Origin of the sequence: Actinacidiphila acidipaludis (assembly GCF_019890725.1) — a bacterium.
GTDB classification, from domain to species: domain Bacteria; phylum Actinomycetota; class Actinomycetes; order Streptomycetales; family Streptomycetaceae; genus Actinacidiphila; species Actinacidiphila acidipaludis.
Genome location: NZ_JAINZZ010000001.1, coordinates 226,193 through 250,553, shown reverse-complemented (window position 1 = coordinate 250,553; position 24,361 = coordinate 226,193). Strand labels below are relative to the sequence as shown.

Below are 24,361 nucleotides of genomic sequence, written 5' to 3'. Positions count from 1 at the left end.
GGCCCAGGGGTGTCAGCCGGACGGGACGACCGCCACCGGGACCTGAGCGTGCCGCAGCACCGTGTGCGTCGTGGAGCCGCTGCGGGGGCCGATCGCCGTGGGACGGGGGCGCCGCCCGATGACCAGCAAGGAGGCGTCCGAGGCAGCGTCGAGCAGGTGGCGGTCGGCGGACCCCACGACGATCTCGTGGATGACGTTCGTCCCCGGGAACTTGTCCCGCCACGGAGCGAGCACCTTCCCGAGAACCGCCGCCTCGTCGAAGGCGGTCCCGAACGGCAGCGCGTCCTCGGGGACCGTGTCCTGGTGCGACTCGGGGGTGCTCCAGCCATGGACCACCCGCAGCGCCGCGGTGCGGCGGGCCGCCGCGTCGAAGGCGAAGCCCACGACACGTTCACTGGGCCAGGCGAGGTTCACGCCGAGGACGACGTCGCGGTAGGGACCCTGCTCCTCACCGCCGTCGGGCGGCGGGAAGTGCTCGTCCGCCGGGGCCGTGCCCGGCCGGACCAGGACCACCGGCATCGGCGCCCGCCCGGCCGCGCCCAGCGCCACCGAGCCGATCAGGAACCCGGCCGCCGTCCTTCCGCCGTGCGCCCCCAGGACCAGCAGTTCGGCGCGCCGTGCGGCCTCGAGCAGTGCGGGCAGCGGCTGACCGGACATCTCGTCCGCGACCACCGACAGCGCGGGATACGCGTTCCGGAGCTCGTCGGCGACGTGGAACGGCGTCCAGCGCTTGCCGGCCGGCCGGGGGCGGGGATCGGTGGGCGTGGCCAGCGTCGTCCGTCCCGGCCGCGCGGGTGTCGCGTGGACCACCAGCAGCTCGGTATCGCGCCGCAGCGCCTCACGAGCCGCCCAGTGGACCGCCGCCAGACTCGCCGACGAACCGTCCACCCCGGCAACGATCGAGTAGACCATGATCGACGCCTCCTTCCCTCTCCCGGCCTCTGTCTTCCAGGCTCCGTCCGCCCGGCGGAGGCGGATAGGGCCGAGCGGGGACCGGGGGAGGCCCGGTCGGCCCTGGGGAGAAGGCCACCGGGCAGCGACGCTGGAAGCCGGACGCCCATCGAGGGGGAAGGGGAGCCACTCGTGAGAATCGCGGACGTCATGCGCGGCCCGGCCGTCACCGTGGCACCGGACGTCCCGGTGCGGACCGCCGCGCGTGTGCTGTGCGAGGCCGGCGTCGGGTGCCTGCCGGTGTGCCGGGACCGGAAGCTGGTGGGAATCGTCACGGACCGGGACCTGGTGATGCGCTGTCTCGCGGACGGGACCGATCCGCGGTCCCCGGTGGGAGAGCTGATGTCCGCGCCCGTCGTCACCGTGGACGCGGACGACGACCTCGTCACCGCGAGCCGCGCGTTCCAGCGGGCCGAGGTGCACCGTCTGCCGGTACTGGACGGCACATGGACGGTCGGGGTGGTGTCGGTGGACGACCTGCTGCTGCAGGCGCACGGCATGATCTCCGATCTGCTGGGGCCGGCGGCCCGGTGCGCCCTGGCGGCCCCGTTCACGGAGGACTCCCCGCAGCCGGGCGGCCTCGACGTCGTGGGCGGGCGACCGGATGCGGGTCCATGACGGTGACTGTGGACGCCGCCGGTCCGCCACCGCACCGCGCCCGTGGAGACGGGGCCTGGCCGGGAGCGCGCAACGGGCCCGTTCGGCCCTAGCAGAAGGCGCAGTGCCCGGTTAAGGATCTAGTTCAGGACCGCGCCACAGGGCGCCGGCGACGTCAGAGGTGAGGGGCCGACCATGAGCGAGCCGCGGCGGTTCTCGTCGCCGTCCCCGATCCGGGTGTTCCTCCTCGACGACCACGAGGTCGTGCGCAGGGGTCTGCACGACCTGCTGGACGCCGAGCCGGACATCGAGGTCGTCGGGGAGGCGGGGACCGCGGACCATGCCCTGGCCCGCGGTCCGGCCCTGCGCCCGGACGTCGCGGTGCTGGACGTGCGGCTGCCGGACGGCGACGGCATCACGGTGTGCCGGGAGCTGCGGTCGTCGATGCCGGAGCTGGCCTGCCTGATGCTCACCTCGTTCGACGACGACGACGCACTGCTGGACGCGATCATGGCGGGCGCGGCCGGGTACGTGCTGAAGCAGATCAAGGGCTCGGACCTGGTGTCGGCGGTGCGCACGGTCGCCTCCGGGCAGTCCCTGCTGGATCCGGCGACGACCGCCCGGCTGATGAGCAGGCTGCGGGACGACGACGCGCCGCCGGAGCCCGGCCAGGAGGCCCTGTCCGGGCTGTCGCCGCGCGAACGTGAGATCCTCGAACTCATCGGCGAGGGACTGACGAACCGTCAGATCGGACGCCGGCTCTACCTGTCGGAGAAGACGGTGAAGAACAACGTCTCCCGGCTGCTGGCCAAGCTCGGCGTGGAACGGCGGGTCCAGGCAGCCGTCATCGCCACCCAGGGCGCGCCCGAGGGCGGACACCGCCACCACGGCAACGGCTGAGGGCCGTTCGGACCCGCAGGCGGTGACCTGCGGCCTCTGGCCGCGCCGGATCCCGCGGCTCAGGCTGGAAGCGCGACGACCGGAGGAGGCGGCCATGAGCACCGCAGCGCTGGACGGGGCGACCCTGGAGAAGCTGGTCTCCGCGGCCGTGGCCGCGCCCTCGATCCACAACACGCAACCCTGGCGCTTCCGGCTCGACCCGGCCACCACCACGATCGAGGTGCGCGCCGCCGCCGACCGGACCCTGCGGAACACCGACCCGGCCGGTCAGGCCCTCCACCTCTCCGCCGGCGCCGCCGTGTTCAACCTGCGGGCCGCCGTCGCCCACTTCGGCTGGGAGCCGGTCGTCCACCTGCTGCCCAGGCCCGCCGATCCCGGCTTCCTGGCGGCGGTGCGGCTGGCCGGGCCGCGACGGGCCGGCGACGCGTGGGAGGGCGCCGAACTGTACGACGCGCTGTGGCGCCGGCACAGCAGCCGCTTCCCCTTCGACGGGCCGCCCGTTCCCGACGACATCCGCGCGGAGATCACCGAGGCCGTGACCGCCGAGGGCGCCATGCTGGTCTTCCCCGGGCCGGCGGAGACCGCGCGCATCCTGCAACTGACGGCGGAGGCCGAGCGGCTCGCCGCCTCCGACCCCGGCCGCAGCACGGAGAGCCGCGCCTGGGTCCGGGAGGGAGCCGACGACGGCATCCCCGCCCTCGCCCTCGGCCCCCGGGACGCCACGGGGCACCTCCCCGTCCGCGACTACACCACCGGCAGGGCGGCCCACCCGCAGGAGCCGGCGCCCTTCGAGGAGCGTCCGGCCGTGGCCGTTCTGGGCACGCTGCACGACAGGCCGGCGGACTGGCTGCGGGCCGGGCAGGGCCTGGAGCGCGCGCTGCTCGTCGCCACCGCGCACGGTGTGCGGGCCTCGCTGTTCAGCCAGGCCGTGGAGTGGCCGGAGGCGCACTGGGCGATGCGCGACCCGCGCGGCGGAACCGCGCACGTCCAGATGCTCATCCGGTTCGGGTACGGGCCCGAGGGTCCGGCGACGCCGCGCCGGCCGGTGCACGAGGTGCTCGACCCCGGCCGCTGACGCGAGCCGCGACCGGTTCCTCCGACGGCCCGCGGCGGACCGCTGACGCCAGCCGCGACCGGTCGCACGGAAGTCCGCTGACGGCTCGGCCGCCTACCGCACGTCGATCGGCACACACCACGCCAGCCGCGTGCCGCCCTGCGGCCCCGGTCCCGCCTCGAACCGGCCCCCGAGCCGGCCGGCCCGCGCGGCGAGATTGCGCAGCCCGCTGCGCGGAGCCTTCTCCGGGATGCCCCGCCCGTTGTCGGTGACCGACACCGTCAGCCATCCCTCCGCGACCACCAGGGTGACCTCGACGGCCGACGCCCCGGCGTGGCGTGCCGCGTTGGACAGCGCCTCGGTGAGGACGGCGACGGCGTCGTCCGCGGTGGCCGAAGGCACGTCGGTGTCGAGCAGTCCCTCCATGTGCAGGACGGGGGTGAACCCGAGCGGCCCGGCGGCCTGTTCGACAGCGGCGGCGGACCGTGCCCGCAGGCCCTGCGGGCGCTGGTCGGCCTCCTTGGCGCGCAGGCCGAAGATCGTGGACCGGATGATCTTGATGGTCTCGTCGAGGTCGTCCACGGCCCGCAGCAGTCGTTCCCGGGCCTCGGGGTGCTCCACGAAGCGCACCGCGCTCTGCAGGGTCATGCCGGTGGCGAACAGCCGCTGGATGGCCAGGTCGTGCAGATCCCGGGCGATGCGGTCCCGGTCCTCGAGGACGGCGAGCTGCTCGGCGGACCTGCGCCGTTCCGCCAGTTGCAGGGCCAGGGCGGCCTGGCCCGCGAAGGCCAGCAGGGGAGTGGTCTCCGCCTCGGTGAACGGAGGCGTGTGTTCCTTGCGCGCCAGCAGCACAGCGCCGCGCGTCCCCTCGTCGGTGACCATCGGCACGGCCACCGTCGGTCCCAGACCGCTGAAGCGCGGGGGCCCGGCGGTGAGCCGGGGGTCCTTCCTGATCTCCGGGGTGGAGATCGGCTTTCCCGCCGACATGGCCGCGCCCATGAACGAGCCCTCGCGGGGGAGGACGAGACCGTGGTGGTCGTCGGCGTCGATGCCGATGGCGATCATCACCTGCAGGTTCACGCCGTCGCCCGCCGGGAGCCCCACGACCCCGAGGTCGGCTTTGGCGATGGTCCGCGCGTGCCGGACGATGCGTTCCAGGACCTCCATCTCGTCGGCGCCGGACAGCAGGGCGGCGACGATGTCGGCGTTGGCCTCCATCCAGCGCTGCCGGTCCCGCGCCGCCTTGTACAGCCGGGCGTTCTCGATGGCGACGCCCGCCGCCACGGCCAGGGTGTTCAGGACGGTCTCGTCCTCCGCGTCGAACGCGCGCCCGCCGCGCTTCTCGGTGAGGTACAGGTTGCCGAAGACCTCTTCCCTGACCCGGATCGGAACGCCGAGGAACGACCGCATCGGAGGGTGGTGGGGCGGGAAGCCGTACGAGGCCGGATGGTCGGCGATCTCGTCCAGCCGTAGCGGCACGGGGTGCCGGATCAGCTCGCCGAGGATGCCGTGGCCCGAGGGCAGGGGGCCGATCTCCCGGACCTCCTCCTCGGTCACCCCCACGGTCAGGAACTCCGACAGCCGGTCGCCCTCCACGACGCCCAGGGCGCCGTACTCAGCGTCGACCAGCAGCACGGCCGACTCCACGATCCGGCGCAGGACATGCGGCAGGTCCAGCTCGCGGCCCACCGACAGCACCGCCTCCAGAAGGCTGTGGATGCGGTCCTGCGTCCCCCGCGCGGCGTCGATCCGTACCTTCAGCTCGTCCAGGAGCTGGTCCAGCTCCAGCCGGGGAAGGTACTCGTGCTCACCGTCCCCGCCGCCCTGGCTGCCGCCGGCCTCGCCCACCGCTGCCTCCAGGCGCGTCCCGCGCGCCGCGACCGAATGTCGTCTCACCGGCCACGGTAGTCGCGCGGCGCGCGGCCCGCCTGCCTGACGCGCACCCTCGCGCGGCCGTTCCGGCAGACAGGTGCCGCCCCTGCCGAGGGCCGCACGGCCCCGGACCGAGGGCCCTCCGCCTCCTGTGGGTGCCGTCGCCGGTGGTGAGGCTGGAACTGCGCCGGCCGGCGTCCGGCCGGCCGCCCGGGCTGCCGCAGGGCCGGCGGACGGGAACGGGACCGACGAAGGGACGTGATCCCATGACACAGGCATCCGCTCCGGTCGGTGACATCGGCCGGCGCCTGGCGCTGCGCCGTCAGGAACTCGGCCTGACCAGGGAGCAGGTGGCCGAGCGGGCCGGTATCGCGCCCGGGTACCTGCAGTACGTGGAGGAACAGCCGTTCGCCTCGCCGGGACCCACGTGCCTGCTCAGGGTCGCCCAGGCCCTGGAGACGAGCGTTCCGCGGCTGCGCGGAGCCGACGCGGGGCTGCCACCCGGCCTCGGCGAGGCGGCGGACCACCCCTCCCTCATCCCACTCGGCCTGCGGGAATGCCTCACCCTGCTGTCCGACCACGGGGTCGGGCGCGTGGCGGTGACCACCGACGACGGCCCGGCGATCGTCCCGGTCAACTACGTCGTGACGGACGGCGCCGTCGTCTTCAGGACCGCACCCTCCGCCGCGCCGTCCCTGGCCGCGGACCACGAGGTCGCCTTCGAGGTGGACCGGATCGACGAGGCGCTCAGCGAGGGCTGGAGCGTCCTGGTCCTCGGTCCGGCCGCCGCGGTCACGGAGGCGGACGAACGGCGGGATCTCGCGGACCGCGCCCGCACGGGTCCCTGGGCGGGAGGGGACCGGCCCGTGTGGATCCGCATCGAACCGCGCCGTGTCACCGGCCGGCGGATCACCGCCGGCTGATCCGCACGGCTCGCACGGACCTTGGGCCCCGCTCGGGGGGCCGTTCGGCCCTGCGCGCGGTCTGCGCGGCCCCTGTCGTCGCCCGCCGCCGCCGTGCGACGGTCGCAGGAGAACGGCCGGACCGAAAGGGGGCCGTGGCCATGCGGACCACCGTGAGGTTCTGGCGCTGGCGCCGCAATCCGCTCAAGCGCGGCACGGACCGGGCCGAGGCATGGAGTGCCGTCGCGCTGACGGCCGTACTGGCCGTGGGAGCCCCCGCCGCCGGTGTGGCGACCGGTCTCGGCTCCGCGGCCGCGGCCACCCCGCCCGCGGGATGGCACACGACCACGGCGGTCCTCACCCGGCAGGCGCCGCCGAGCAGCTACGGCTACGGCACGATGCAGGCGACCGGCGTCCGCTCCGACGTCCGCTGGACGACGCCGGACGGCCGCACGCACCACGGGCTGGCGCTGGTCCGGCCGACGAGTCCGGCGGGAAGCCGCGTCACCGTCTGGCTGGACCGCTCGGGGGCCCTCCGCGAGAACCCGCAAGACGCGGCGTACGTGCGGGCCCGCGCCGTGGCGTTCGGGATGGGCGCGGCCGGCGGCACCGCGCTGGTCGCGGGTACGGGGTGGGCGTGCACCAAGCGCTACCTCGACCACCGGCGTTCCGCCGACCTGGACCGGGAGTGGGCCCGCATCGGCCCGGAGTGGGGCACGGCCGCCCGCGGGTGAGCGGAGCCGACTTCATGCGACGCATGCGATCCACAGAAGCCATGGGACTCATGGGTCGAGGCCGGCATCAGGGCCGACCGGCCCCCACGCCAGGACGTTCCGGCCCTGACGGGCCCCGCGGGCCGCGTGCGACGGTGAGAACGGACCGCGAGAACGCGCACACCGGAAGGCGGTAGCCCCATGAACGCCCCCCTGATCGTCGGTGTCGACGGATCGGATGCGAGTTTGCGAGCCATCGACTGGGCCGTGGCCGAGGCCGCCCGGCACGACGTGCCGGTCCGGCTGGTGCACGGGTCGCTGTGGGAGCGGTACGAGACCGTCAAGCCCGCCTTCGGGACGGCGCCCTCGGCCGGGCATCTCATGGCCGAGCACATCGTCGCCTCCGCCGCCGAACGGGCGGCCCGGATCGCCCCCGACCTGAAGGTCACCACCGAACTCGTCTCGTCCGACCCGGGCATGGCCCTCCTGCGTGCGGCGGAAGCCGCCTTCGCCGTCGTCGTCGGAACCCGTGGCCGCGGCGCCATCAGCGGAATGCTGCTGGGCTCGACCGGCCTGGAGGTCGCCGCCTACGCCACCTGCCCGGTCATCGTGGTGCGGGGTGAACCCGACAACAGCGGTGACGAGTCGGGCCGGATCGCACTGGGCGTCGGCGGCCCGGGCGAATCAGCCGCGGCCATCGAGTTCGCCTTCCGGGAGGCCGAGGTCCGTGAGGCGGACCTGCTGGCCGTGCACGCCTGGCACCGTCCCGCCCACGAACTGCCCGGAACGGCACATGTCTCGGGCGACGGCTCGGACCACGACGAGCACGAAGCCGAACGCGCGCTGGGCGGCGCGCTGCTCGCCACCGCGCAGGCCTACCCGAAGGTCACCGTGCAGACACGGGTGCCGGAGGGGCGCGCGCACACGGCGCTGCTCGAAGCCGCTGCCACGAGCGATCTGCTCGTCGTCGGCGCGCGCCGGCCGCGCGGGAGCATCGGGATGCAACTGGGCCTGGCCAACCACACCGTTCTGCACCATGCCGCCTGCCCGGTCGCCGTCGTTCCCCAGCGGAGCTGACCGCAGGAGGGACCCGCGGGAGGACCCATGCCCAGGAACCATCGGAAAGTGGTGGCGGGCGTCTCCGGCGCCCACCCCCAGGTGAGCGCCCACGTCATCGACTGGGCGGCGGACGAGGCCGTGGCCCGCGGGGCGTCCCTGTACATCGTCCACGCACAGGAGTGGCCGCGCGGGACGTCCCCGGACGCAGGACCGGACCATCCGGCACACGTGTGGTCGCGGCACTTCCGGGCCAACGGCGAGGCGCTGCTCGACGACGCCCGGCTCACCGCGGCAGCGGGGCGGCCGGGCCTGCCCGTGACGACCGAACTCGCCGACGGCCGTGCGGTGCAGGTCCTCCGCGAGAACGCGGAGACCGCCGACATGCTCGTACTCGGCGCACGGCGTCTCACCGGCATCGAGGGCGCTTTCGCCGGCAGCGGCAAGGGACACGCCCTGGCCGGCCATCTGCCGTGCCCGGTGGCGCTGGTGCCCGAACCCGAGACCGACGTCCCCGACTACGCGCCCGTCGTCGTCGGCGTGGACGGCTCGTCCTCGTCGCACGTCGCCCTCGACCTCGCGTTCACGGAGGCCGAGGCGGTGAAGACGGACCTGGTGGCCGTCGAGGTACGCCGCCCACGCGACTACACCTGGGCGGAACTGCCCGAGGTCACCGAGCTCAACCTGTCCGAGGTGCTGGCCGGTTACGGTGAGCGCCACCCGGACGTCTCGGTGAGCCAGGAGATCCTGTCCGGCAACCCCGCGCTCGTGCTGGCGTCGCTGGCGCAGCAGGCGAGATGCCTGGTCGTCGGCAGCCGGGGACTCGGCGGTTTCCGCGGCATGCTGCTGGGCTCCACGAGCAGGGCGCTGATCCACCACACCGACTGTCCGCTGATCATCGCGCCCCTGCCGCACGGAAGTTGAGGCGCCGCACACCTGCTGGGAGGCGGGATCGATGACGAAGCACCGGACCGTGAGCGACCTGATGACCCATTCGGTCCACCGCGTCCACGCGGACACCCCGTTCAAGGAGATCGCCAAGACGCTCGCCGATCACGACATCACCGCCGTCCCGGTCGTGGACGACGACGACCGCCCGATCGGCGTCGTCTCCGAGGCGGACCTGTTGCGCAGGGAGGCCGCGCTGCCGGACACCGCCGGGCTGCTGGCCATCCTGGACATCCCTCCGCTGGAGCCCGGCAGGGCGCCGACCACCGCCCGGACCCTGATGAGCGCGCCCGTGGTGGCGGCCCGCCCCGCGTGGACGGTCGTGCAGGCCGCCAGGATCATGGACCACCACGGGGTGAAGCGGCTCCCGGTCGTCGACGACACCGGCCGGCTGGTCGGCATCATCAGCCGCGCGGACCTGCTGCGGATCTTCCTGCGCCGCGACCACCTCATCCGCGAGGAGATCAGCGGCGACATCCTCGACCGCATGCTCGGCATCAGCGCCGACGAGGTGGGCGTCGACGTCAGCGACGGACGGGTGACCCTGCACGGCACCGTCGAACGCCGCAGCCTGGTACCCGTGGTGAAGAGGCTGTGCGAAGGAGTCGACGGCGTCGTCGAGGTGACGGGAACGCTCGACTACCGCACGGACGAGGCGGTGGCGGTCTCGTCGCCGCAGGAGCGCACACGCGTGCTGCCGTGAGACCGCCGGTCCGACGCGCGCCGAACGCGGACGAGAGGTGAACGACGATGACCGAGCCCCGGGTGCTGGTCGCCTACGCGTCGAAGAACGGCGGCACCGCGGAGATCGCCGCCTGGATCGGCCGCACCCTCACCGACGCCGGTGTCGCCTCCGACGTACGCCCGGCCGCCGAGGTCCGCGACCTGCACCGGTACACCGCGGTGGTGCTCGGCTCCGGCCTGTACGCCGGCCGCTGGCTGCGCGACGCGACCCGCTTCGCCCGCCGCCACCGCCAGGGGCTCCGGATGCTTCCGCTGTGGCTGTTCAGCAGCGGGCCGCTGGACTCCTCCGCCGCCGAGCGCGACATTCCGCCGGTGTCCGGCGCGCTGCGGATCGCCGACGGGGCCGATGCCGTCGAACACGTCACGTTCGGCGGGCGGCTGGTCCCCGGCGCCCGCGGCCTGGTCGCCCGGCTCATCCTGAGCAAGGGAAAGGGCGGGGACTTCCGGGACTCCGGCCGGGTGACGGCCTGGGCCGAGCGCATCGCCGCCACGGCGTCGACGGAACGACGGCAGTTGATCTGACGACCGGGTCCCGGTCGCGCCGACGCCAGCCGTCCCGTCGTCATCGGGCCACCCGACAACTTACGGAGACATCATGTACGCCTCACCGCGCACTGTCAGCGACGTCATGACCCAGACGGTCGTGGCCCTGGGCCAGGACGCGACCTTCAAGGACATCGTCGGCACCATGGAGCAGTGGAAGGTCAGCGCCATGCCGGTGCTCGAGGGCGAGGGCCGGGTGGTGGGGGTGGTGTCGGAGGCGGATCTGCTGCCCAAGGAGGAGTACCGGCAGAGCGATCCGTCGCGAGTGGACGACATCCACCGGCTCGCCGAGATGGCCAAGGCCGACGCCGTCACCGCGGGCCGGCTGATGAGCAGCCCCGCGGTGTGCGTGCACGCCGACGCCACCCTGGCGCAGGCCGCCCGCATCATGGCCCAGCGGAAGGTGAAGCGGCTGCCCGTCACCGACGCCGAGGGCAAGCTCGCCGGCATTGTCAGCCGGTGCGACCTGCTGAAGGTCTTCCTGCGTTCGGACGACGAGATCGCCGAGGAGGTCCGGCACGACGTCGTCAACGCCCTCTTCCCGGGGGAGCAGGCGGTGACCGTGGACGTCAGCGACGGTCTGGTCACGCTCTCCGGCGACGTGCTGGAGCCGGGCCTGATCCCGGTGGCCGGGCGCCTGGCCAGGACGGTCGAGGGCGTCGTCGACGTCCACGACGACCTGACCGCGGCGGTCACCGCGTCCTGAGCCCGGCGTCATGCGGCCGTGACGGAGGCGGGCCGAGGTCCCATCGGACGTCGACGACCCCCTCGACGGCGCGGACCAGCCGGGCCGCGACCGGGACGCGCGAGGTGTCGCGCACCCGCCCGTGCAGCGTCACGGTCCCCTCCGCGACGTCGACCCGGACCGGGGAGGGCTCGCCGGGGAACAGGTACCCGACGACTTCCCGCCGCACTTCCTCCGCGATCTCCTCGTCGTCCCGCAGGAACACCTTCAGCAGGTCGCCGCGGCTGACGATGCCGCACAGGATGCCGGCCGGGTCGACCACCGGAAGCCGCTTCACCTTGGTCTCCGCCATGATCCGGGCCGCTCGCGAGAGCGTGGCACCCGACTCGACGGTGACGGCCGGCGTCGTCATCAGCTCCACGGCGTGGACGGAGCCGGCCTTCACCATGTCGTCGAGGCGCCGGAGCTGGCCCAGCCGGCTGGGGTCGGCGTCGCGGAACTCCTCCTTGGGCAGCAGATCCGCCTCCGAGACCATCCCCGCGACGGTGCCGTCCGCCCCGACCACGGGCACAGCGGTGACCCGGTGCTCCTGGAGGATCCGCACGATCTCCTTGAACGGTGTGCCGCGGTCCACGGACACGACCGATCGCGTCATCACGTCGTCGACGATGTGCGGGCCGCCTGTCATGGCGTATCACTCCTCGCGGATGAGGAGGCCGGCCGTCCGGTGCCCCGATCGGCTGAACGGCCCCCGGGGGATCATGGTTGTCTCACAGTCCTCGCGTCCGTCGTGGGTGTCTCAGTCGTGGGCGACCACGGCGACCGGACAGCCGGCGTGGTGGACGACGCCGTGCGTGACGGGACCGATGTGCGCCCCCACGTGGAGGGAGCCGCGCCTGCGGCCGACGACGAGCAGCCCGGCGCCGGCGCTGGCGTCGATCAAACTCGACACCACCGGTCCGGTGACCACCTCCTGGACCACGCGCCCGCCCTGCGGTCCGTTGCGCCACGGAGCCAGCGCCTTCGCCAGCGCCGTCTCCTGCTCGGCGCGGAACTCCAGGGCCAGGCCCGGGTCGAGTTGCGGGGCCGCGTACCCGTACATCCTGCGGACGTCGTCCGCGTGGACCACCCTCAAGGTCGACTGGCGGACCTCCGCCTCGGCGAGGGCGAAGGCCATGAGCGCGTCGACGGACGCACCGAGGTCCACGCCGACCACGACGTCGGGTCCCGCGACGTCCGAGCCCTCTGGCGTGCGCACCAGCACCACCGGCCGCTCGCTGTGAGCGAGCACCGGCAGGCCGACGGAGCCGAGGAGGAAGCGGCTCATCCTGCCGAGGCCGCCGGACCCGAGGACGAGCATGTCGGCGGTGGCGGCAGCCCGCAGCAGGACCTTCACAGGGGTGCCCGAGGCCTGCTCGGCCGTCACCGTCAGCCCCGGGTAGGTCCCGCGCACGTCTCGCGCCGTGCCCGCCAGCCGGTCCTCCTCCCACAACCGGTAGGCCTCGGGGTTGGGTGAGAACTGCACGTTGCTCACCGGGGGGCGCCAGACGTTGAGCAGATGGACGTCCGCGTCCCACAACGCCGCTTCCTGACCGGCCCAGGCGGCCGCTGCCGCGCTTGCCGGGGAGCCGTCGATTCCGACGACCAGTCGTCCTGTCATCGCTGACCACCGCCTTCGTCCGGACAGGACTGCGAGCCTGTCCGGACACCCGGCCGGCGCCGTGCGCCCGGCCCGGTCCCCTCCAGCGTCACGCGCCCGCGCGCCGCGGGAACAGGGCCGGTCGGCCCCTGTCGGGGGCTGAGCGTCCCGGGGCAGGAGCCGGAAGGTCAGGCGAGGGCGAGGAAGAGCTTCTCCAGCTCGGCCTCGGTCATGGGGGGCGTGGTCTCGTCCGCCGCGGCCATGCACTGCCGCATCCCGCTGGCGACGATCTTGAATCCGGCGCGGTCCAGGGCGCGCGAGACGGCGGCGAGCTGCGTGACGACGTCCTTGCAGTCGCGGCCGGCCTCGATCATGGCGATGACTCCGGACAGCTGGCCCTGCGCGCGGCGCAGCCGGTTCAGGACCGCCTGCACGGAGTCCTCGTCCACTGCCATGCCCATGGCCGCACCTCATTCCTCATCGCTCACGTGTGCGTTCCCCCAGGGTACCCCAGGGGGTATCAGACCCTCAGTCGTGCGAGAACCGTACCGACGGCAGGACGCGCCGCAGCCAGGACGGGCTCCACCAGGCGGCGTGGCCGGCCAGCCGCAGCAGGACCGGCAGCAGGATCAGCCGGACCAGGACGGCGTCCAGCAGGACGGCCACGCCGAGGACGATGCCCATCTCCTTGGGCGGGAGCGGTCCGGAGACGGCGAAGGTGAAGAACACGGCGACCATGACCGCCGCGGCGGCGAAGATCACACGGCCGGAGTGTGCCATGGCCCCGACCATGGCGTCCTTGACGTCGCGGCCGCGTTCGTAGTGCTCCTTGGCGGAGGCGAGCAGGAACACGGTGTAGTCCATCGCGATGGCGAAGATCATCGCGAAGAAGAACACCGGGGCCCAGCCGTCGAGGAAGCCCTGGGAGGTGAAGCCCAGCAGCCCGGCGCCGTGCCCGTCCTGGAAGATCAGCCGGGCGGTGCCGAAGGCGGCGCCGGTGGAGAGCAGGCTGGCGGCGGTGCCGAACGCGGCGATCAGGGGTGCCTGCAGGGCGATGAGCAGCAGCAGGAAGCCGAGACCGAGGACGACACCGATGACGAGCGGCGTCCTGCTCGTCAGGAGGTGCTGCAGGTCGAGGTTCTCCACGGCGGCGCCGCCGACCAGGCTGCCGTGGGGCAGCTCCGCGCGCAGGGTGTGCACGGTCCCGGAGAGCTTCGGGTCGGACGGGTCCACCTTCGGGACGGCCTGGATCATCGACCACCCGGAATGGTCGGTCGCGGCCTGCGGCGGCACGACGGCGGCGACGCCCGGCGTGTGCCGGGCGATCCCGGCGGCCTCGTCCGCCGCGGCCGTGGGCACGGCGATCTGCAGTGTGCCCGGGGCACCGGGGCCGAAGGCGTGCTGTACGGCCGTGTAGCCGGCGCGCGCCGAGGCGTCGTTCGGCAGGACGGCGATGGACGGCATGGCGGTGCGCAGCCCGATCACCGGAGCGGCCAGCGCGAGCAGGACGACCAGGGAGGCGGCGCCGTAGGCCACCGGCCGGCGCCACAGCCGCTCGCCCCAGGCGGCGAAGCGCGGGGAGCGGTGCTCGCCCGTCTTCGCCCAGGGCAGGGAGACGGCGTCGACCCGGTGTCCGAGCTTGGCCAGTACCGCGGGCAGCAGGGTCAGTGTGGCGGCGAGGACGAAGGCGACGGCGAGCATGATGCCGCCGGCCATCGAGCGGAAGGCCGGGGAGGGTACGAGCATCACGGCCGACAGGCTGACCAGGACGGTGGCGCCGGACAGGGCGACGGCCTTGCCCGCGGTGTCCATGGTCTCCACGACCGCCGCGACGGTGCCGCGACCACGGCTCGCCCTGGCCCCGCGGAACCGCATGACCATGAACAGGGCGTAGTCGATGCCGAGTGCCAGGGCGAACATCATCGCGAAGTTCATCGCCCAGATCGACACCGGCGTCAGATGCGTCAGGAGCACGAGTGAGCCGGCCGAGGCGCCGAGCCCCGCCATGGTCAGCAGCAGCGGCAGTCCCGCCGCGACCAGGGAGCCGAAGGCCAGCACGAGGATGATCATGGTGACCGGCCAGGAGAGGATCTCCGAGTGCATCATCGCGTTGTGGTTGGCGGTGTTGAAGTCGCTCCACAGCACGGACGCTCCGGTGGCGTGGACCGTCACACCGTGCCCCGACAGGCCGGCGAGCGGGCCCTTGAGGTCGTCGGCCGCGCGCACCATCGCGTTCGGATCCGCCTTGGCCCCCGCCAGGACGATCGCCGTGCGGCCGTCGGGACTGATCGTCGCGCCGGGCTGCGGGGGCACCACGGCGGCCACCCGCGGGTCGGCCCGCACCATGGTCTCGGCCTGCGCGATGACGTGCCGCACGGCGGGGTCGTCCACCGGCCGGTCGGCGTGCACCACGATCTCGATCGCGGACGAGGCGTTGCCGCCGAAGTGCTGCTGGGCGATCTGCCGCACGGCCACCGACTGCGACCCGTCGGCCTGCCATCCGGCCCCCGACAGCGCGGATTCCACCTTGGGTGCGAAGGCGCCGAGGACGGCGACCACGATCACCCACAGCACGAAGACACTCCTGGTGTGGGTCGCCGACCAGGCCCCGAGCCGGCCGAACGGCCCGGGTGCCCCGGGCGTGCCGGGTGGGTCGGAGGGGCGGGGCCGCCGGTCGGCCGACTCGACTCCGAGTGAGGACGCGGACGTCATGGGACAAGGCCTTCCTGCCGTGCGGGACGCGTTCGTGGAGATACCCCAGGGGGTATCTCGACATCCACGGTAGGCGGAGTGAGGCCGGGCGTGCAAATACCCTCGGGGGTATATTGGACAGCAGGACGATCCTGAGAGCGAGGCAGGTCATGAGCAAGGACTACGGGCAGACGGTCACGCTGCCGGTGCCGTTCGACGAGGCGGTGCCGCGGGTGCGGGAAGCCCTCGCGGCCCAGGGATTCGGGGTGCTCACGGAGATCGACGTCCGTGCCACCCTCAAGGCGAAACTCGACGCCGAGATGGAGCCGTACCTGATTCTGGGGGCCTGCAACCCGCCGCTGGCGCACCAGGCCCTGGAGGCCGACCGGTCGTCCATCGGACTGCTCCTCCCCTGCAACGTCGTGGTGCGCGCCGACCCCGGCGGCGGGTCCGTCGTCCAGGCCCTCGACCCGGGAACGATGGTCGAACTGACCGGCCTGCCCGAACTGCGCCCCGTCGCCGACGAGGCGCGCCGCCGCCTCGGCGCCGCGCTGGCGTCACTCGGCTGAGAACGAAGGAGCCACCACCATGTGCCGACGAGCCGTCTGCAGGACCTGTCAGAAGTTCACGTACCGCGGTTGCGGGATGCACGTCGACCAGGTTCTGGCCGGTGTCCCGAAGTCCCAGCGCTGCACCTGCGCCGAGGACGCGGGGACCGGCGGGGGCTTCTTCAAGCGCCTCCTCGGCCGGCGCTGAGGAAGGGGCGACGGTCAGCCCGTGCGCGGTCCCTCCCCGCGCCGGGCCGGCCTCAGGCGCAGCGCCAGCACAGGGCAGGCGGCGACGGCTCGTCGTGCGTGGGCGAGCAGCGGGCCCGGGACGGCGGAGTCCCGGAGGACGGGATAACCCCATTCGTCCAGGGCGATGCGTTCCGGCAGCAGCTCGGCGCACAGACCGTGGCCGTCGCAGGCGGCGAAGTCGACTGTGAGTTCGTGGTCGCGGCTCATCGCCAGCCCTCCTCGGCCGCGGGGCCGTCCGCCGGAACGGGCAGCCTCAGCGGTTCCGCGGCATGCGGGCACGGCCCGTACTGAAGGTGCCGCAGCACGTCGTCGCCGAAGACCTGCAGTGCCGAGGTGGCCAGCCGGGCGGCACCGTCGGGGTGGCGGCAGGCTCCCCGGCCCGGAAGCAGTCCGAGCCGCCGGTGCAGCCGCTCCAGGAGCTCGGCGCCCGGCCGCCCCCACGCCAGTTCGGCGAAGTCCTCGGCGACGGACGGCACGCCGAACGTGCAGGGCCCGCACTGGCCCGCGCTCTGTCCTCCGAGATAGGCCAGCACCGCGGCGGTCTCGGCCAGGCCGCACGCGTCCTCGGGCAGCGCCACGAGCACCCCGGCGCCGCGCGGGCGGGCCGCGGGATCCAGCGGCACGGGGAGCCAGCTTCCGAAGAATCCGCCCGCGAGCACGGCGCCGAGCCGGGAGCTGGGCCCGCCCGCCACGGTGAGGGCCTGCCGGGCGGACGTGCCCATGGGCATCTCGTAGACGCCCGGGTTGCGGACCGCGCCCGACAGGGTGACCAGAGTCGTCCCCGGTGCATCGGCGCCGCCCAGTTCACGGAACCAGTCCGGGCCGTACCGGGCGATGAGTGCCATGTGCGCCAGCGTTTCCACGTTGGCGATGAACGTGGGCCGTTTCCCGACGCCCTTCTCGAAGGGTCGCGGCGGGGTCGGCCGGGGACGTGCGCCGCCGCCGTTGAGCCAGCTGACCAGCGACGTCTCCTCGCTGGAGACGAAGTGGTGCGGCAGCGTGTGGACGCGTATCCCGGCCTCGTCCAGCCGGACCCGGTTCCTGTCCGCCACGGCCTGGCCCAGCAGCGCGGCCTGGTCGCTCCTGGTGCGGGGCAGGCACAGATGCACGGTCGACGCGCCGGTCGCGGCGGCGGCCAGCACCGCGCCGTCCAGGACCAGGTGCGGGGCGAGCGCGAGCAGGGTCTCGTCCTTCCGGCTGGCGGGCTCGCTCTCCATCCCGTTGGCGACCACCACCGCGGGCCCCCGCTGGGCCGCCACGGTGCGCAGCTTGCGTCCGGTGGGGAAGGCGCCGCCACCCCTGCCGGTCAGGCCCGCCGCCTCGACGTCGTCCGCCAGGGTCGCGGGGGCGCGACCGGTGGGGGCCGCCCCGAAGCGGGCGAGGTGCTCGTCCAGGCCGGTGGGCCCGCCGGTGGCGAACCAGCCGCTCAGGAGACGGACGCCGTACGGGACGGGCATGTCCTGGCCGGTGATCGGCATCGCGGTCTCGGAGGTCACTCGCTCTCCCCTCCTTGCGGGGTCGACGATGCGGACGCCGCGGGCCCGGCCGGAAGGGCCGGGGCCGTGGCCACCGCGGGCTTGGACGGGAACGTGGCGGCGGCGCGGTGGGACCAGCCGGGACGCAGCGGCCCGGTGGCCAGGAACACCACGAGCAGGACCGGCACGATCCCGGTGGCGGGCAGCACCCACCACCGGACCCGCCGGGAGCCGGCCCCGGCACGCGCCAGCCGCCACCAGACGGCACCCAGGACCGCGGCGACGCATGCCGCGTACAGCAGCAGCTGCGGGGTGAGCCGGGTGTCGGTGCCGGTGCCGGCGGCGTGGAAGAGCGCGACCGGCCAGGCCGCGTATGCCGACCAGTGCACCGCCTTCCACATGCGGTGCCCGATCCGCCGGCGGAACGCGCTGGTGATTCCCACGGCCAGCAGCAGGTCCAGCGCGACGGCCCCGAGGCCGACCCACAGGGGGCGGTAGGACGAGGCGAACGGGACGACGGCGGCCGGCCAGCCGATGTGGGTGAAGCTGTCGGCGATGGCGGTGACGATGTGCAGGGCCAGGAAGACCAGCGTCATCAGCGACAGATTGCGGTGGAGTGCGGACACCTCGAACCGGCCGATGTTGCGCGGCGCGTAGCGTCCGGCCGCGGCGATCCCGAGGACGACGGTCAGGGTCAGCAGCACCAGCGACGCCGTGCCGGCGGCCCGCGTGGCGTACCACAGCGGGCTCGGCCCGGACGCCGCGAGCAGGACGGCCGTGTGGGCGGTCATATGCGGGTCCCTTCCGGTGCGGGTCGATCCTCGGGCGGCCAGCCGTTGAGGCGGACGACGCCGCCGTCGGCGCGCACCAGCCGGGCCGGCAGCCCGGTGTCGCGCAGCCAGTCCACGGCACGCTCGCCCATCACGATGGCGGCCGTGGAGGCGGTGTTGGCGTCGACGCAGTCGGCGGCGGTGACACTGGCCGTGCGCCAGACCGCCGGGGCGCTGTCCCCGGTGGCGGGGTCGATGATGTGGTGGCGGGTCCGGCCGCCGCGCTCCCAGGTGCGCACCGTCGTGCCGGACGTGGCGAGGCCGCCGCTGCTGAGGGCGACGACCGGCAGGCCCGGTCCGGCCGGTTCGGCGTGGTCGTCCGCGACGGCCACCCGCCAGCCGCCGGCCGGCGCGGGGCCCGCGGTGGACAGGTCGCCGCCGAGGTTGACCAGCACGCCGCAGCGTGCCGCCGCGGCGGCCGCTCGTGCCGCCCGGTCCGCGGCCAGGGCCTTGGCCGTGGCGCCCAGGTCGAGCGCGCTGCCCGGCGGCAGCCGCAGCAGCCGCAGCTCGGGATCCCAGCCGACCGTTTGCCAGCCCTTGGCGGGATGCAGCGCGGGCGTCGGACCGGTCCGTGCGACCCGGGTGAAGGTGACGTCGTAACCGAGCGCCACAGCGGCCGGTCCCACCGTGGGATCCACCACCCCATCGGTGAGCCGCGCGGCGCGCAGGGCCACCTCGAGGGCCTCGGCCAGCAGTGGACCGACCGGCACCGGCCGGCCGGAACCCGCGGACGCGTTGACGCGGGACAGCTCCGTATCAGGGCGGAACCGGCTGCACGCGTCGTCGATGGCGACCAGTTCCGCCTTCAGCGCCGCCACGGCGGAGGCCGTGCCCGCGGGATCCGCGGTCAGCAGTACCGCCGTCGTACCCAGTGCGGGGAACGCGACGCGGTCGATGGCCGCGGCCGGGCTCGGGAGCCGGGAGCTGTGGGTCATGATCCTCCCGTCGTGGTCTGCGGCGGCTGCGTCGTCGGTGCCGGCGGGGTCGTCGGCGGACGCAGACCGGTCGACGGTTTGGTGGACTTCACCGGCTGATGCGTGGTGACCGGCGGCGTGCGGGTTTTGGCGGGCCGGTGCGTGGTGCCGGTCGTGGCCGGCCGATGCGTGGTCTTCGGCGGCGCGGCGGGCTTCGAGGGCTTGGCCGTGGGGGAGGGGCGGCCGCCGGCCGGGGCGGGAGAGGTGGCGCCGCCCGGTGCGGTGGCAGGCGCATGGCTGGTGCCGCCGGGCGGCTGAGCCGCCGGGGACTGTGCGGGGGAGGAGTGGGCCGCGGAGCCGGGGATGGCATGGGCGTAGCCGGCCCCCAGGGCCGCGGTACCCGCGACGGCCGCGGCGAGCGCCCAGCCGGTCGTGGCCCTGATCCTGAACCGCCCCTTGTCACGGCGGCGGGCTGCCTCCTCCAGGGGGAGGTCCGCGGTGCGGGGCTCGGGCTGGAAGCGGGGGCGACGGCGCATTGGCGTGGATGTCCTCACGGCACGACGGGCAACGTACGGTCACCAGCCTGCCGGGCGGCCCGTCGGGAACCGGTTCAGGGAATCCTCAGAAGTGGTTAAGACCCGCCGCGTGAAGCGTGAGCTGCCTCATACATGCAGGTCAGCGGTCACCCGGAGGAAGTTCGAGTACGACGGTCAGCCCGCCGCCCGGGGTGTCCTCCAGCCGGACGGACCCGCCGTTGGCCGTGAGCAGCCGGTGGACGATGGCCAGACCGAGGCCGGTACCGGAGGTCTCGGGGCCGCTGAAGCGGTGGAAGGCCGTCTCCTGGGCCGACCTGCTCATTCCCGGCCCGTTGTCGGTCACCGTGAGGATCACCTGGCCGTGGCGCGCCAGACCGTCGAGCGCGATGTGTCCTCCCTCGTCGAGGGCGTCCAGCGCGTTGGCGAGCAGGTTGTCGAGGACCTGTTCCAGGTCGCCCGGGCCGAGGCGGGCGGTCAGCCCCGGGTGGCAGCGGGCCGTGAGCCGGACCCGGCGGTCCTGGGCCACCGGGGCCCAGGCGGCGAGCCGGTCCGCCACCACCTCGTCCACCCGCACCGCCACCGGGCGCGGCACGGCGTTCTCCGCCCGGGCCACGGCCAGCAGACCGTCCACCAGGCGCGACAACCGCGCGATCTCCTGCTGCGCGGCCGCGAAGTCCGGCCCGGCGGCCTCGTCCGCGTCGGCGGAGAGCATGTCCAGCCGCAGCCGCAGGGCGGCCATCGGGGTCCGCAACTGGTGGGATACATCGGCGATCACCGCGCGGTGCCCGTGGATCAGCGCCTCCATCCGGGCCGCCATCGTGTTGAAGGTGGCGGCGAGCCTCCGGACCTCGACCGGTCCCCGCCCCGCGGCCGCGCGTGCCGTGAGGTCGCCCTCGCCGAGTTCGTGCGCGGCGGCGTCCACGGCCCGCAGCGGCCGGCCCACCCAGCGTGCGAGGAACACGGCCAGCAGGGCCCCGGCGACCAGACCGCCGACGCCTACGGCCGCCAGCCGCAGCCACATCGCCGCGATCCGGTCGTCCGTCGCGTCGGACGACCGGGACAGCACCGACACGCCCACCGTCCTGGACTCGTCGCCGACCGGCACCGCGACGACCAGGCGGTCGTCCTGCGAGCGGGTGACCGTGCGCGGGTGCGCGAGGACGCTGCGGGCGAGGGCCGCCCACTGCTCACTCCGGGCGGCCGCCTGGGCGCCCGTCGCGCCGGGGCACGGGGTCACCGCGAGTTCACGTCCCGCCGCGTCGAAGACGGCGGAGCAGTCGCCCGGCTCGGTGCTGCGCTCGAGGAACCGACGCAGGGGCGCCGTTGAACCCCGCACCGGCAGGTGTTCCTCGGCGGCGGCGGCCAGGGCCCGGTCCGCGGCGACGGTGCCGTCCCGGAACGAGTTGCGTTCCTGCCGGGCGAGCGACAGCCCCAGCGGCAGGACGGCGATCAGCAACACCAGGGTGACCAGCGCCATCACCGCGAGGGCGACGCGGCGCGTCATGGCGCCTCGGGCCCGTCGGCCTGCCCGGCAGCCGGTCCCAGCCGGAAACCCCTGCCGTACACCGTCTCCACCAGGCCCGGGGTGCCGAGCTTGCGCCGCAGCGCGGCCACATGCACGTCCAGCACCTTCGTCGGCCCGTACCAGTGCTCGTCCCACGCCCGTTCGAGGATCTCCTGCCGCGAGACCACGCGACCAGGGTCCACGGCGAGCACCTCCAGGATGTCGAACTCCTTCGGGGTCAGCGCCACCTCACGCTCGCCGACGCGCACCGTGCGGGTGCGCAGGTCCACGGTGAGGTCGCCGTGGGACAGCAGCTCGCGGTCCGCCGGACGCACCCGCCGCAGCACCGCCCGGATCCTGGCGAGCAGCTCGGCCAGACCGAAGGGCTTCACCAGGTAGTCGTCCGCGCCCTCGTCCAGTGCGGCCACCCGGTCGCCCTCCTCCCCGCGGGCGGTCACGACGATCACGGCGACGTCGGACCGGGTGCGCAACCGACGGCACACCTCGGTGCCGTCCATGTCGGGCAGGCCGAGGTCCAGCAGGACGACATCGGGTTCGGGCGACGCCGTCAGGGCCTCCGTGCCGGAGGACACCGCGGCTGCCTCGTACCCGGCGCGCTCCAGGCCGCGAACCAGAAGGTCGGCGATGCCCCGGTCGTCCTCCACGACTAGCACGCGCATCTCCTCATCGTAGGCGCCCACCCGCGGCCCGGGCCCGACGGTCGCTCCGGCGGGAGCACGAGCTGTCACACGAACGGTCCCCGGCGGCTCCTGGCGGGCACCGGCTCAGAAGAAGCTGAGAAGTTGCCGTGCAAGGCTGCCAACTCCCGCGCGACACGGAGGCATCACCACGCCTCACACGCATCCCCCCACTTGTCCTTGCACTGGAGAACGCATGAGCCTCACGCACATCGACGGTCTGCCGGCCCACGTCCTGTTCGTCCATTTCATCCTGGTGATGGTGCCGCTGACCGCCCTGGCCGCAGTCGTATGCGCCGTCCAGCCGCGGTTCGCCCGGCGCATAGGCCTCGTCCTCCCGATCATGGGGCTGGTGACCCTCGGCATGGTGCCGGTCACCACGCATGCCGGGGAGTGGCTGGAATCGCGGGTCGGGAACGACCCGCTCATCCACAAGCACACCGAACTCGGCGACGGTCTGCTGCCGTGGGCGTTCGGTCTCTTCGTCGCGACGCTCGCCGTCTGGTGGCTCGGACGCCGCTTCGGGCACTCCGCTCAGGCCGGTCCGGACGAGCAGGCCACCGCTGAGGGGACGTCACCGGTCGCCGCGCGCCGGGCCGCGCCCGGGATCGTGCGTGCCGTGGTCCTGGCGCTGGCCGTCGTCGTCTCGGTGGGCGCCGTCGTGGACGTCTACCGCATCGGGGAATCCGGGGCCAAGGCCGCCTGGCACGACAACTACGACAAGTCCGCGAGCGCGCACCACGACTGAGCACCCGGCGGAGATCCGGCGGGCACCGGGCGGCTCCGCGCACGACGGGGACGTGGGGCCGTCCCGCTCACGACGCGCCCGACTGCGTGTGCGGGGCCTGCGAGGTCGCACCGGGGGCCGACGAGGGCGGCCGGAGTCCACCGGAGGTCCCCGAGTGCGTGCTTCCCGGGGCGTTCGCCGGTGACCGGGCCGGAAGGCCGGGGATCGCGTGGGCGTAGCCCGCTCCGAGAACGGCGGCCCCCGCGGCGGTGAGGGCGAGCGTCCAGCGGGTCGCACTGCCGACGCGGCGGCGCCCCTCGTCGCGGCTCCGCGCGGCCTCGGTCACGGACCGGGGCCGGCGGCGCCCCGGGTCACCGGGTGGCAGATCGACAGGCATGCGTGCCTCCCAAACCCGGACGTTTCCGGGTGCACCTCCAGAGTGCCGCCCGGGGTGTCGGGATACCGTTCGGGGATCCTTCAGAAGCTGTAAAGACGCGCGGACACGGCCGAGCAGGCACGACGGCACGTCCCCCATGTCTCCGACAGCTTCCAAACCTCCCACACTTGCCACGCCTCCTACGCCTCGATGCCGTCCCGGCGTCACAGATCCGGCGTCATGGCTGTCTTCCCTTCCGAGCCGCAGAGCACGTCACCGACGGAAGGGACACCATGCCGAGGCCGGGAGATGACGCATCCGTCGCGGGCGGGACGGAGTCACCGGACGCCGGGAACGCCGGGGTGTCAGAGCGCGCCGATGCCGGCCCGGACACCGGGGACCTGGCCCGGGTGACCGCGAACTTCCGCCAGTACCTGATGGGTTGGAGCGCGCAGGAGCGCGGCGAGGGCCTCGTCGACCACTTCCGCAGCGGGCTGGCCCAACCTCAGTTCAACGGCGTGGTGCGTCTGACGTCGCTCGACGGGATCGAGCGGGCCGTCGCGGCGGCGCGGACACGGCTGGCGGGCGTGCCCTGGTGGTGGTGGGTCGGCCCGGACAGCCCTCGGGGGACCGCCGCCGCCCTCGCCGAGCAGGGTGCTTCCGCACGAGGGGTCCTGCCCCTGATGGTGCGGCCACTCCACCACGACCTGGGCTGTGCGCGGCAGCCGGCCGGTCTGCGTATCGAGGTCGCCGAGTCACGGGCCCAACTGACCGAGCTGGTGCGCACCTACAGCGCGTCCATGGGTGTCGATCCCGGGCTGGAACGGGAGTTGGTCCGGATCGAGGAGGAGCGCGCCGACAACGCGCACATCGTCCGGCTCGCCGCCGTGCTCGACGGGCGAACGGTCGGTACGACCGTGGTCGTCGCGGCCCACGAGGTCGCCGGCATCTTCCTCGTGCACGTCGCCGCGGACCGCCGCAGGCGTGGCATCGGCGGGGCACTGACGGCAGCCGCGCTGCGCGCCGGGCGAGAACGCGGTATGCCGCTGGCGGCCCTCGCGGCCAGCCGCGCCGGCGAGCCGCTGTACCGGCGCTTCGGATTCGCCGAGGCGGGGGAGTACCGCTTGTTCACCCTGCCCGGATGACGTCTGCGGCCGTCGAGCGCCGCGTACGACAGGCCGTCAGTCATCACTCATGACCTGCCTCATG

27 protein-coding genes are annotated in these 24,361 nt (G+C 74.0%); 14 read left to right on the top strand and 13 right to left on the bottom strand.

Annotated features, from left to right (window positions below; all coding sequences use genetic code 11):
• Window positions 1–12: 12 nt before the first annotated feature.
• The gene (locus K7862_RS01180) at window positions 13–912 is read right to left on the bottom strand and encodes a universal stress protein (RefSeq protein ID WP_222959520.1); all 900 of its coding nucleotides are present in this window, start codon (window positions 910–912) and stop codon (window positions 13–15) included.
• A gap of 171 nt (window positions 913–1,083) precedes the next feature.
• Between K7862_RS01180 and K7862_RS01175 the strand changes: the two genes are divergently transcribed.
• The 3 genes from K7862_RS01175 to K7862_RS01165 all read left to right on the top strand — a co-directional run bounded on the left by K7862_RS01175 (window position 1,084) and on the right by K7862_RS01165 (window position 3,523).
• Window positions 1,084–1,569: a CBS domain-containing protein gene (locus tag K7862_RS01175; protein ID WP_222959519.1), complete on the top strand. Its 486-nt coding sequence runs from the start codon at window positions 1,084–1,086 to the stop codon at window positions 1,567–1,569.
• Between the two features lie 174 nt (window positions 1,570–1,743).
• On the top strand, window positions 1,744–2,448 hold the full coding sequence (locus K7862_RS01170; protein ID WP_222959518.1) for a response regulator: 705 nt from the start codon (window positions 1,744–1,746) through the stop codon (window positions 2,446–2,448).
• A gap of 94 nt (window positions 2,449–2,542) precedes the next feature.
• The gene (locus tag K7862_RS01165) at window positions 2,543–3,523 is read left to right on the top strand and encodes an Acg family FMN-binding oxidoreductase (RefSeq protein WP_222959517.1); all 981 of its coding nucleotides are present in this window, start codon (window positions 2,543–2,545) and stop codon (window positions 3,521–3,523) included.
• Between the two features lie 93 nt (window positions 3,524–3,616).
• Here the strand turns inward: K7862_RS01165 and K7862_RS01160 are convergent, their stop codons facing one another.
• Window positions 3,617–5,350 (bottom strand): sensor histidine kinase, encoded by a 1,734-nt coding sequence (locus K7862_RS01160; protein WP_308011790.1) that lies wholly within the window; start codon window positions 5,348–5,350, stop codon window positions 3,617–3,619.
• A gap of 290 nt (window positions 5,351–5,640) precedes the next feature.
• On the opposite strand from K7862_RS01160, the gene K7862_RS01155 reads away from it, so the two are divergent.
• The 7 genes from K7862_RS01155 to K7862_RS01125 all read left to right on the top strand — a co-directional run bounded on the left by K7862_RS01155 (window position 5,641) and on the right by K7862_RS01125 (window position 10,986).
• Window positions 5,641–6,297 carry a helix-turn-helix domain-containing protein gene (locus tag K7862_RS01155; RefSeq protein ID WP_222959515.1) on the top strand — a complete coding sequence of 219 codons (657 nt, stop codon included), beginning with the start codon at window positions 5,641–5,643 and terminating at the stop codon, window positions 6,295–6,297.
• A 140-nt stretch (window positions 6,298–6,437) separates the two neighbouring features.
• Window positions 6,438–7,010, top strand: a complete 573-nt coding sequence (locus K7862_RS01150; protein ID WP_222959514.1) for an Rv1733c family protein — start codon at window positions 6,438–6,440, stop codon at window positions 7,008–7,010.
• A 180-nt stretch (window positions 7,011–7,190) separates the two neighbouring features.
• Window positions 7,191–8,066: a universal stress protein gene (locus tag K7862_RS01145; RefSeq protein WP_222959513.1), complete on the top strand. Its 876-nt coding sequence runs from the start codon at window positions 7,191–7,193 to the stop codon at window positions 8,064–8,066.
• Window positions 8,067–8,093: 27 nt separating this feature from the next.
• Window positions 8,094–8,969: a universal stress protein gene (locus K7862_RS01140; RefSeq protein ID WP_222959512.1), complete on the top strand. Its 876-nt coding sequence runs from the start codon at window positions 8,094–8,096 to the stop codon at window positions 8,967–8,969.
• Window positions 8,970–9,000: 31 nt separating this feature from the next.
• Window positions 9,001–9,696, top strand: coding sequence for a CBS domain-containing protein (locus tag K7862_RS01135; protein ID WP_222959511.1), 696 nt, complete (start codon window positions 9,001–9,003; stop codon window positions 9,694–9,696).
• Between the two features lie 47 nt (window positions 9,697–9,743).
• Window positions 9,744–10,259: a flavodoxin domain-containing protein gene (locus tag K7862_RS01130; RefSeq protein ID WP_222959510.1), complete on the top strand. Its 516-nt coding sequence runs from the start codon at window positions 9,744–9,746 to the stop codon at window positions 10,257–10,259.
• Window positions 10,260–10,332: 73 nt separating this feature from the next.
• On the top strand, window positions 10,333–10,986 hold the full coding sequence (locus K7862_RS01125; protein ID WP_222959509.1) for a CBS domain-containing protein: 654 nt from the start codon (window positions 10,333–10,335) through the stop codon (window positions 10,984–10,986).
• On the opposite strand, the gene K7862_RS01120 is transcribed toward K7862_RS01125, so the two are convergent.
• From K7862_RS01120 to K7862_RS01105, 4 genes are all read right to left on the bottom strand, one after another.
• On the bottom strand, window positions 10,973–11,653 hold the full coding sequence (locus tag K7862_RS01120) for a CBS domain-containing protein (RefSeq protein WP_222959508.1): 681 nt from the start codon (window positions 11,651–11,653) through the stop codon (window positions 10,973–10,975). The two genes, K7862_RS01125 and K7862_RS01120, sit on opposite strands and share 14 nt — an antisense overlap.
• Before the next feature lie 111 nt (window positions 11,654–11,764).
• On the bottom strand, window positions 11,765–12,625 hold the full coding sequence (locus K7862_RS01115; RefSeq protein ID WP_222959507.1) for a universal stress protein: 861 nt from the start codon (window positions 12,623–12,625) through the stop codon (window positions 11,765–11,767).
• Window positions 12,626–12,792: 167 nt separating this feature from the next.
• The gene (locus tag K7862_RS01110) at window positions 12,793–13,059 is read right to left on the bottom strand and encodes a metal-sensitive transcriptional regulator (protein WP_222959692.1); all 267 of its coding nucleotides are present in this window, start codon (window positions 13,057–13,059) and stop codon (window positions 12,793–12,795) included.
• 73 nt (window positions 13,060–13,132) lie between these two features.
• A complete protein-coding gene (locus K7862_RS01105; RefSeq protein ID WP_222959506.1) occupies window positions 13,133–15,316 on the bottom strand; it encodes an MMPL family transporter in 2,184 nt (727 codons plus the stop codon).
• A gap of 149 nt (window positions 15,317–15,465) precedes the next feature.
• Between K7862_RS01105 and K7862_RS01100 the strand changes: the two genes are divergently transcribed.
• Window positions 15,466–15,864, top strand: coding sequence for a DUF302 domain-containing protein (locus tag K7862_RS01100; protein ID WP_222959505.1), 399 nt, complete (start codon window positions 15,466–15,468; stop codon window positions 15,862–15,864).
• A gap of 19 nt (window positions 15,865–15,883) precedes the next feature.
• Window positions 15,884–16,051, top strand: a complete 168-nt coding sequence (locus tag K7862_RS01095; protein WP_222959504.1) for a DUF8730 family Cys-rich protein — start codon at window positions 15,884–15,886, stop codon at window positions 16,049–16,051.
• A gap of 14 nt (window positions 16,052–16,065) precedes the next feature.
• On the opposite strand, the gene K7862_RS01090 is transcribed toward K7862_RS01095, so the two are convergent.
• From K7862_RS01090 to K7862_RS01060, 7 genes are all read right to left on the bottom strand, one after another.
• Window positions 16,066–16,299 (bottom strand): ferredoxin, encoded by a 234-nt coding sequence (locus K7862_RS01090; protein ID WP_222959503.1) that lies wholly within the window; start codon window positions 16,297–16,299, stop codon window positions 16,066–16,068.
• Window positions 16,296–17,588: an NADH-ubiquinone oxidoreductase-F iron-sulfur binding region domain-containing protein gene (locus tag K7862_RS01085; protein ID WP_308011782.1), complete on the bottom strand. Its 1,293-nt coding sequence runs from the start codon at window positions 17,586–17,588 to the stop codon at window positions 16,296–16,298. Before K7862_RS01085 ends, K7862_RS01090 begins: the two co-directional genes overlap by 4 nt.
• Complete coding sequence (locus tag K7862_RS01080) at window positions 17,585–18,358, bottom strand: ferric reductase-like transmembrane domain-containing protein (RefSeq protein WP_222959502.1); 774 nt, start codon at window positions 18,356–18,358, stop codon at window positions 17,585–17,587. The genes K7862_RS01085 and K7862_RS01080 overlap by 4 nt, the downstream gene beginning before the upstream one ends.
• Window positions 18,355–19,332: an FAD:protein FMN transferase gene (locus K7862_RS01075; protein ID WP_222959501.1), complete on the bottom strand. Its 978-nt coding sequence runs from the start codon at window positions 19,330–19,332 to the stop codon at window positions 18,355–18,357. Before K7862_RS01075 ends, K7862_RS01080 begins: the two co-directional genes overlap by 4 nt.
• A complete protein-coding gene (locus K7862_RS01070; protein WP_222959500.1) occupies window positions 19,329–19,847 on the bottom strand; it encodes a hypothetical protein in 519 nt (172 codons plus the stop codon). Before K7862_RS01070 ends, K7862_RS01075 begins: the two co-directional genes overlap by 4 nt.
• A 139-nt stretch (window positions 19,848–19,986) precedes the next feature.
• The gene (locus K7862_RS01065; RefSeq protein ID WP_222959499.1) at window positions 19,987–21,351 is read right to left on the bottom strand and encodes a sensor histidine kinase; all 1,365 of its coding nucleotides are present in this window, start codon (window positions 21,349–21,351) and stop codon (window positions 19,987–19,989) included.
• Entirely contained in the window at window positions 21,348–22,031 is a 684-nt protein-coding gene (locus K7862_RS01060; protein WP_222959498.1) for a response regulator transcription factor, read from the bottom strand. The genes K7862_RS01065 and K7862_RS01060 overlap by 4 nt, the downstream gene beginning before the upstream one ends.
• Window positions 22,032–22,245: 214 nt before the next feature.
• On the opposite strand from K7862_RS01060, the gene K7862_RS01055 reads away from it, so the two are divergent.
• Window positions 22,246–22,797: a DUF2231 domain-containing protein gene (locus tag K7862_RS01055; protein WP_222959497.1), complete on the top strand. Its 552-nt coding sequence runs from the start codon at window positions 22,246–22,248 to the stop codon at window positions 22,795–22,797.
• 717 nt (window positions 22,798–23,514) lie between these two features.
• Window positions 23,515–24,297 (top strand): GNAT family N-acetyltransferase, encoded by a 783-nt coding sequence (locus K7862_RS01050; protein ID WP_308011781.1) that lies wholly within the window; start codon window positions 23,515–23,517, stop codon window positions 24,295–24,297.
• The last annotated feature ends 64 nt before the right edge of the window (window positions 24,298–24,361 follow it).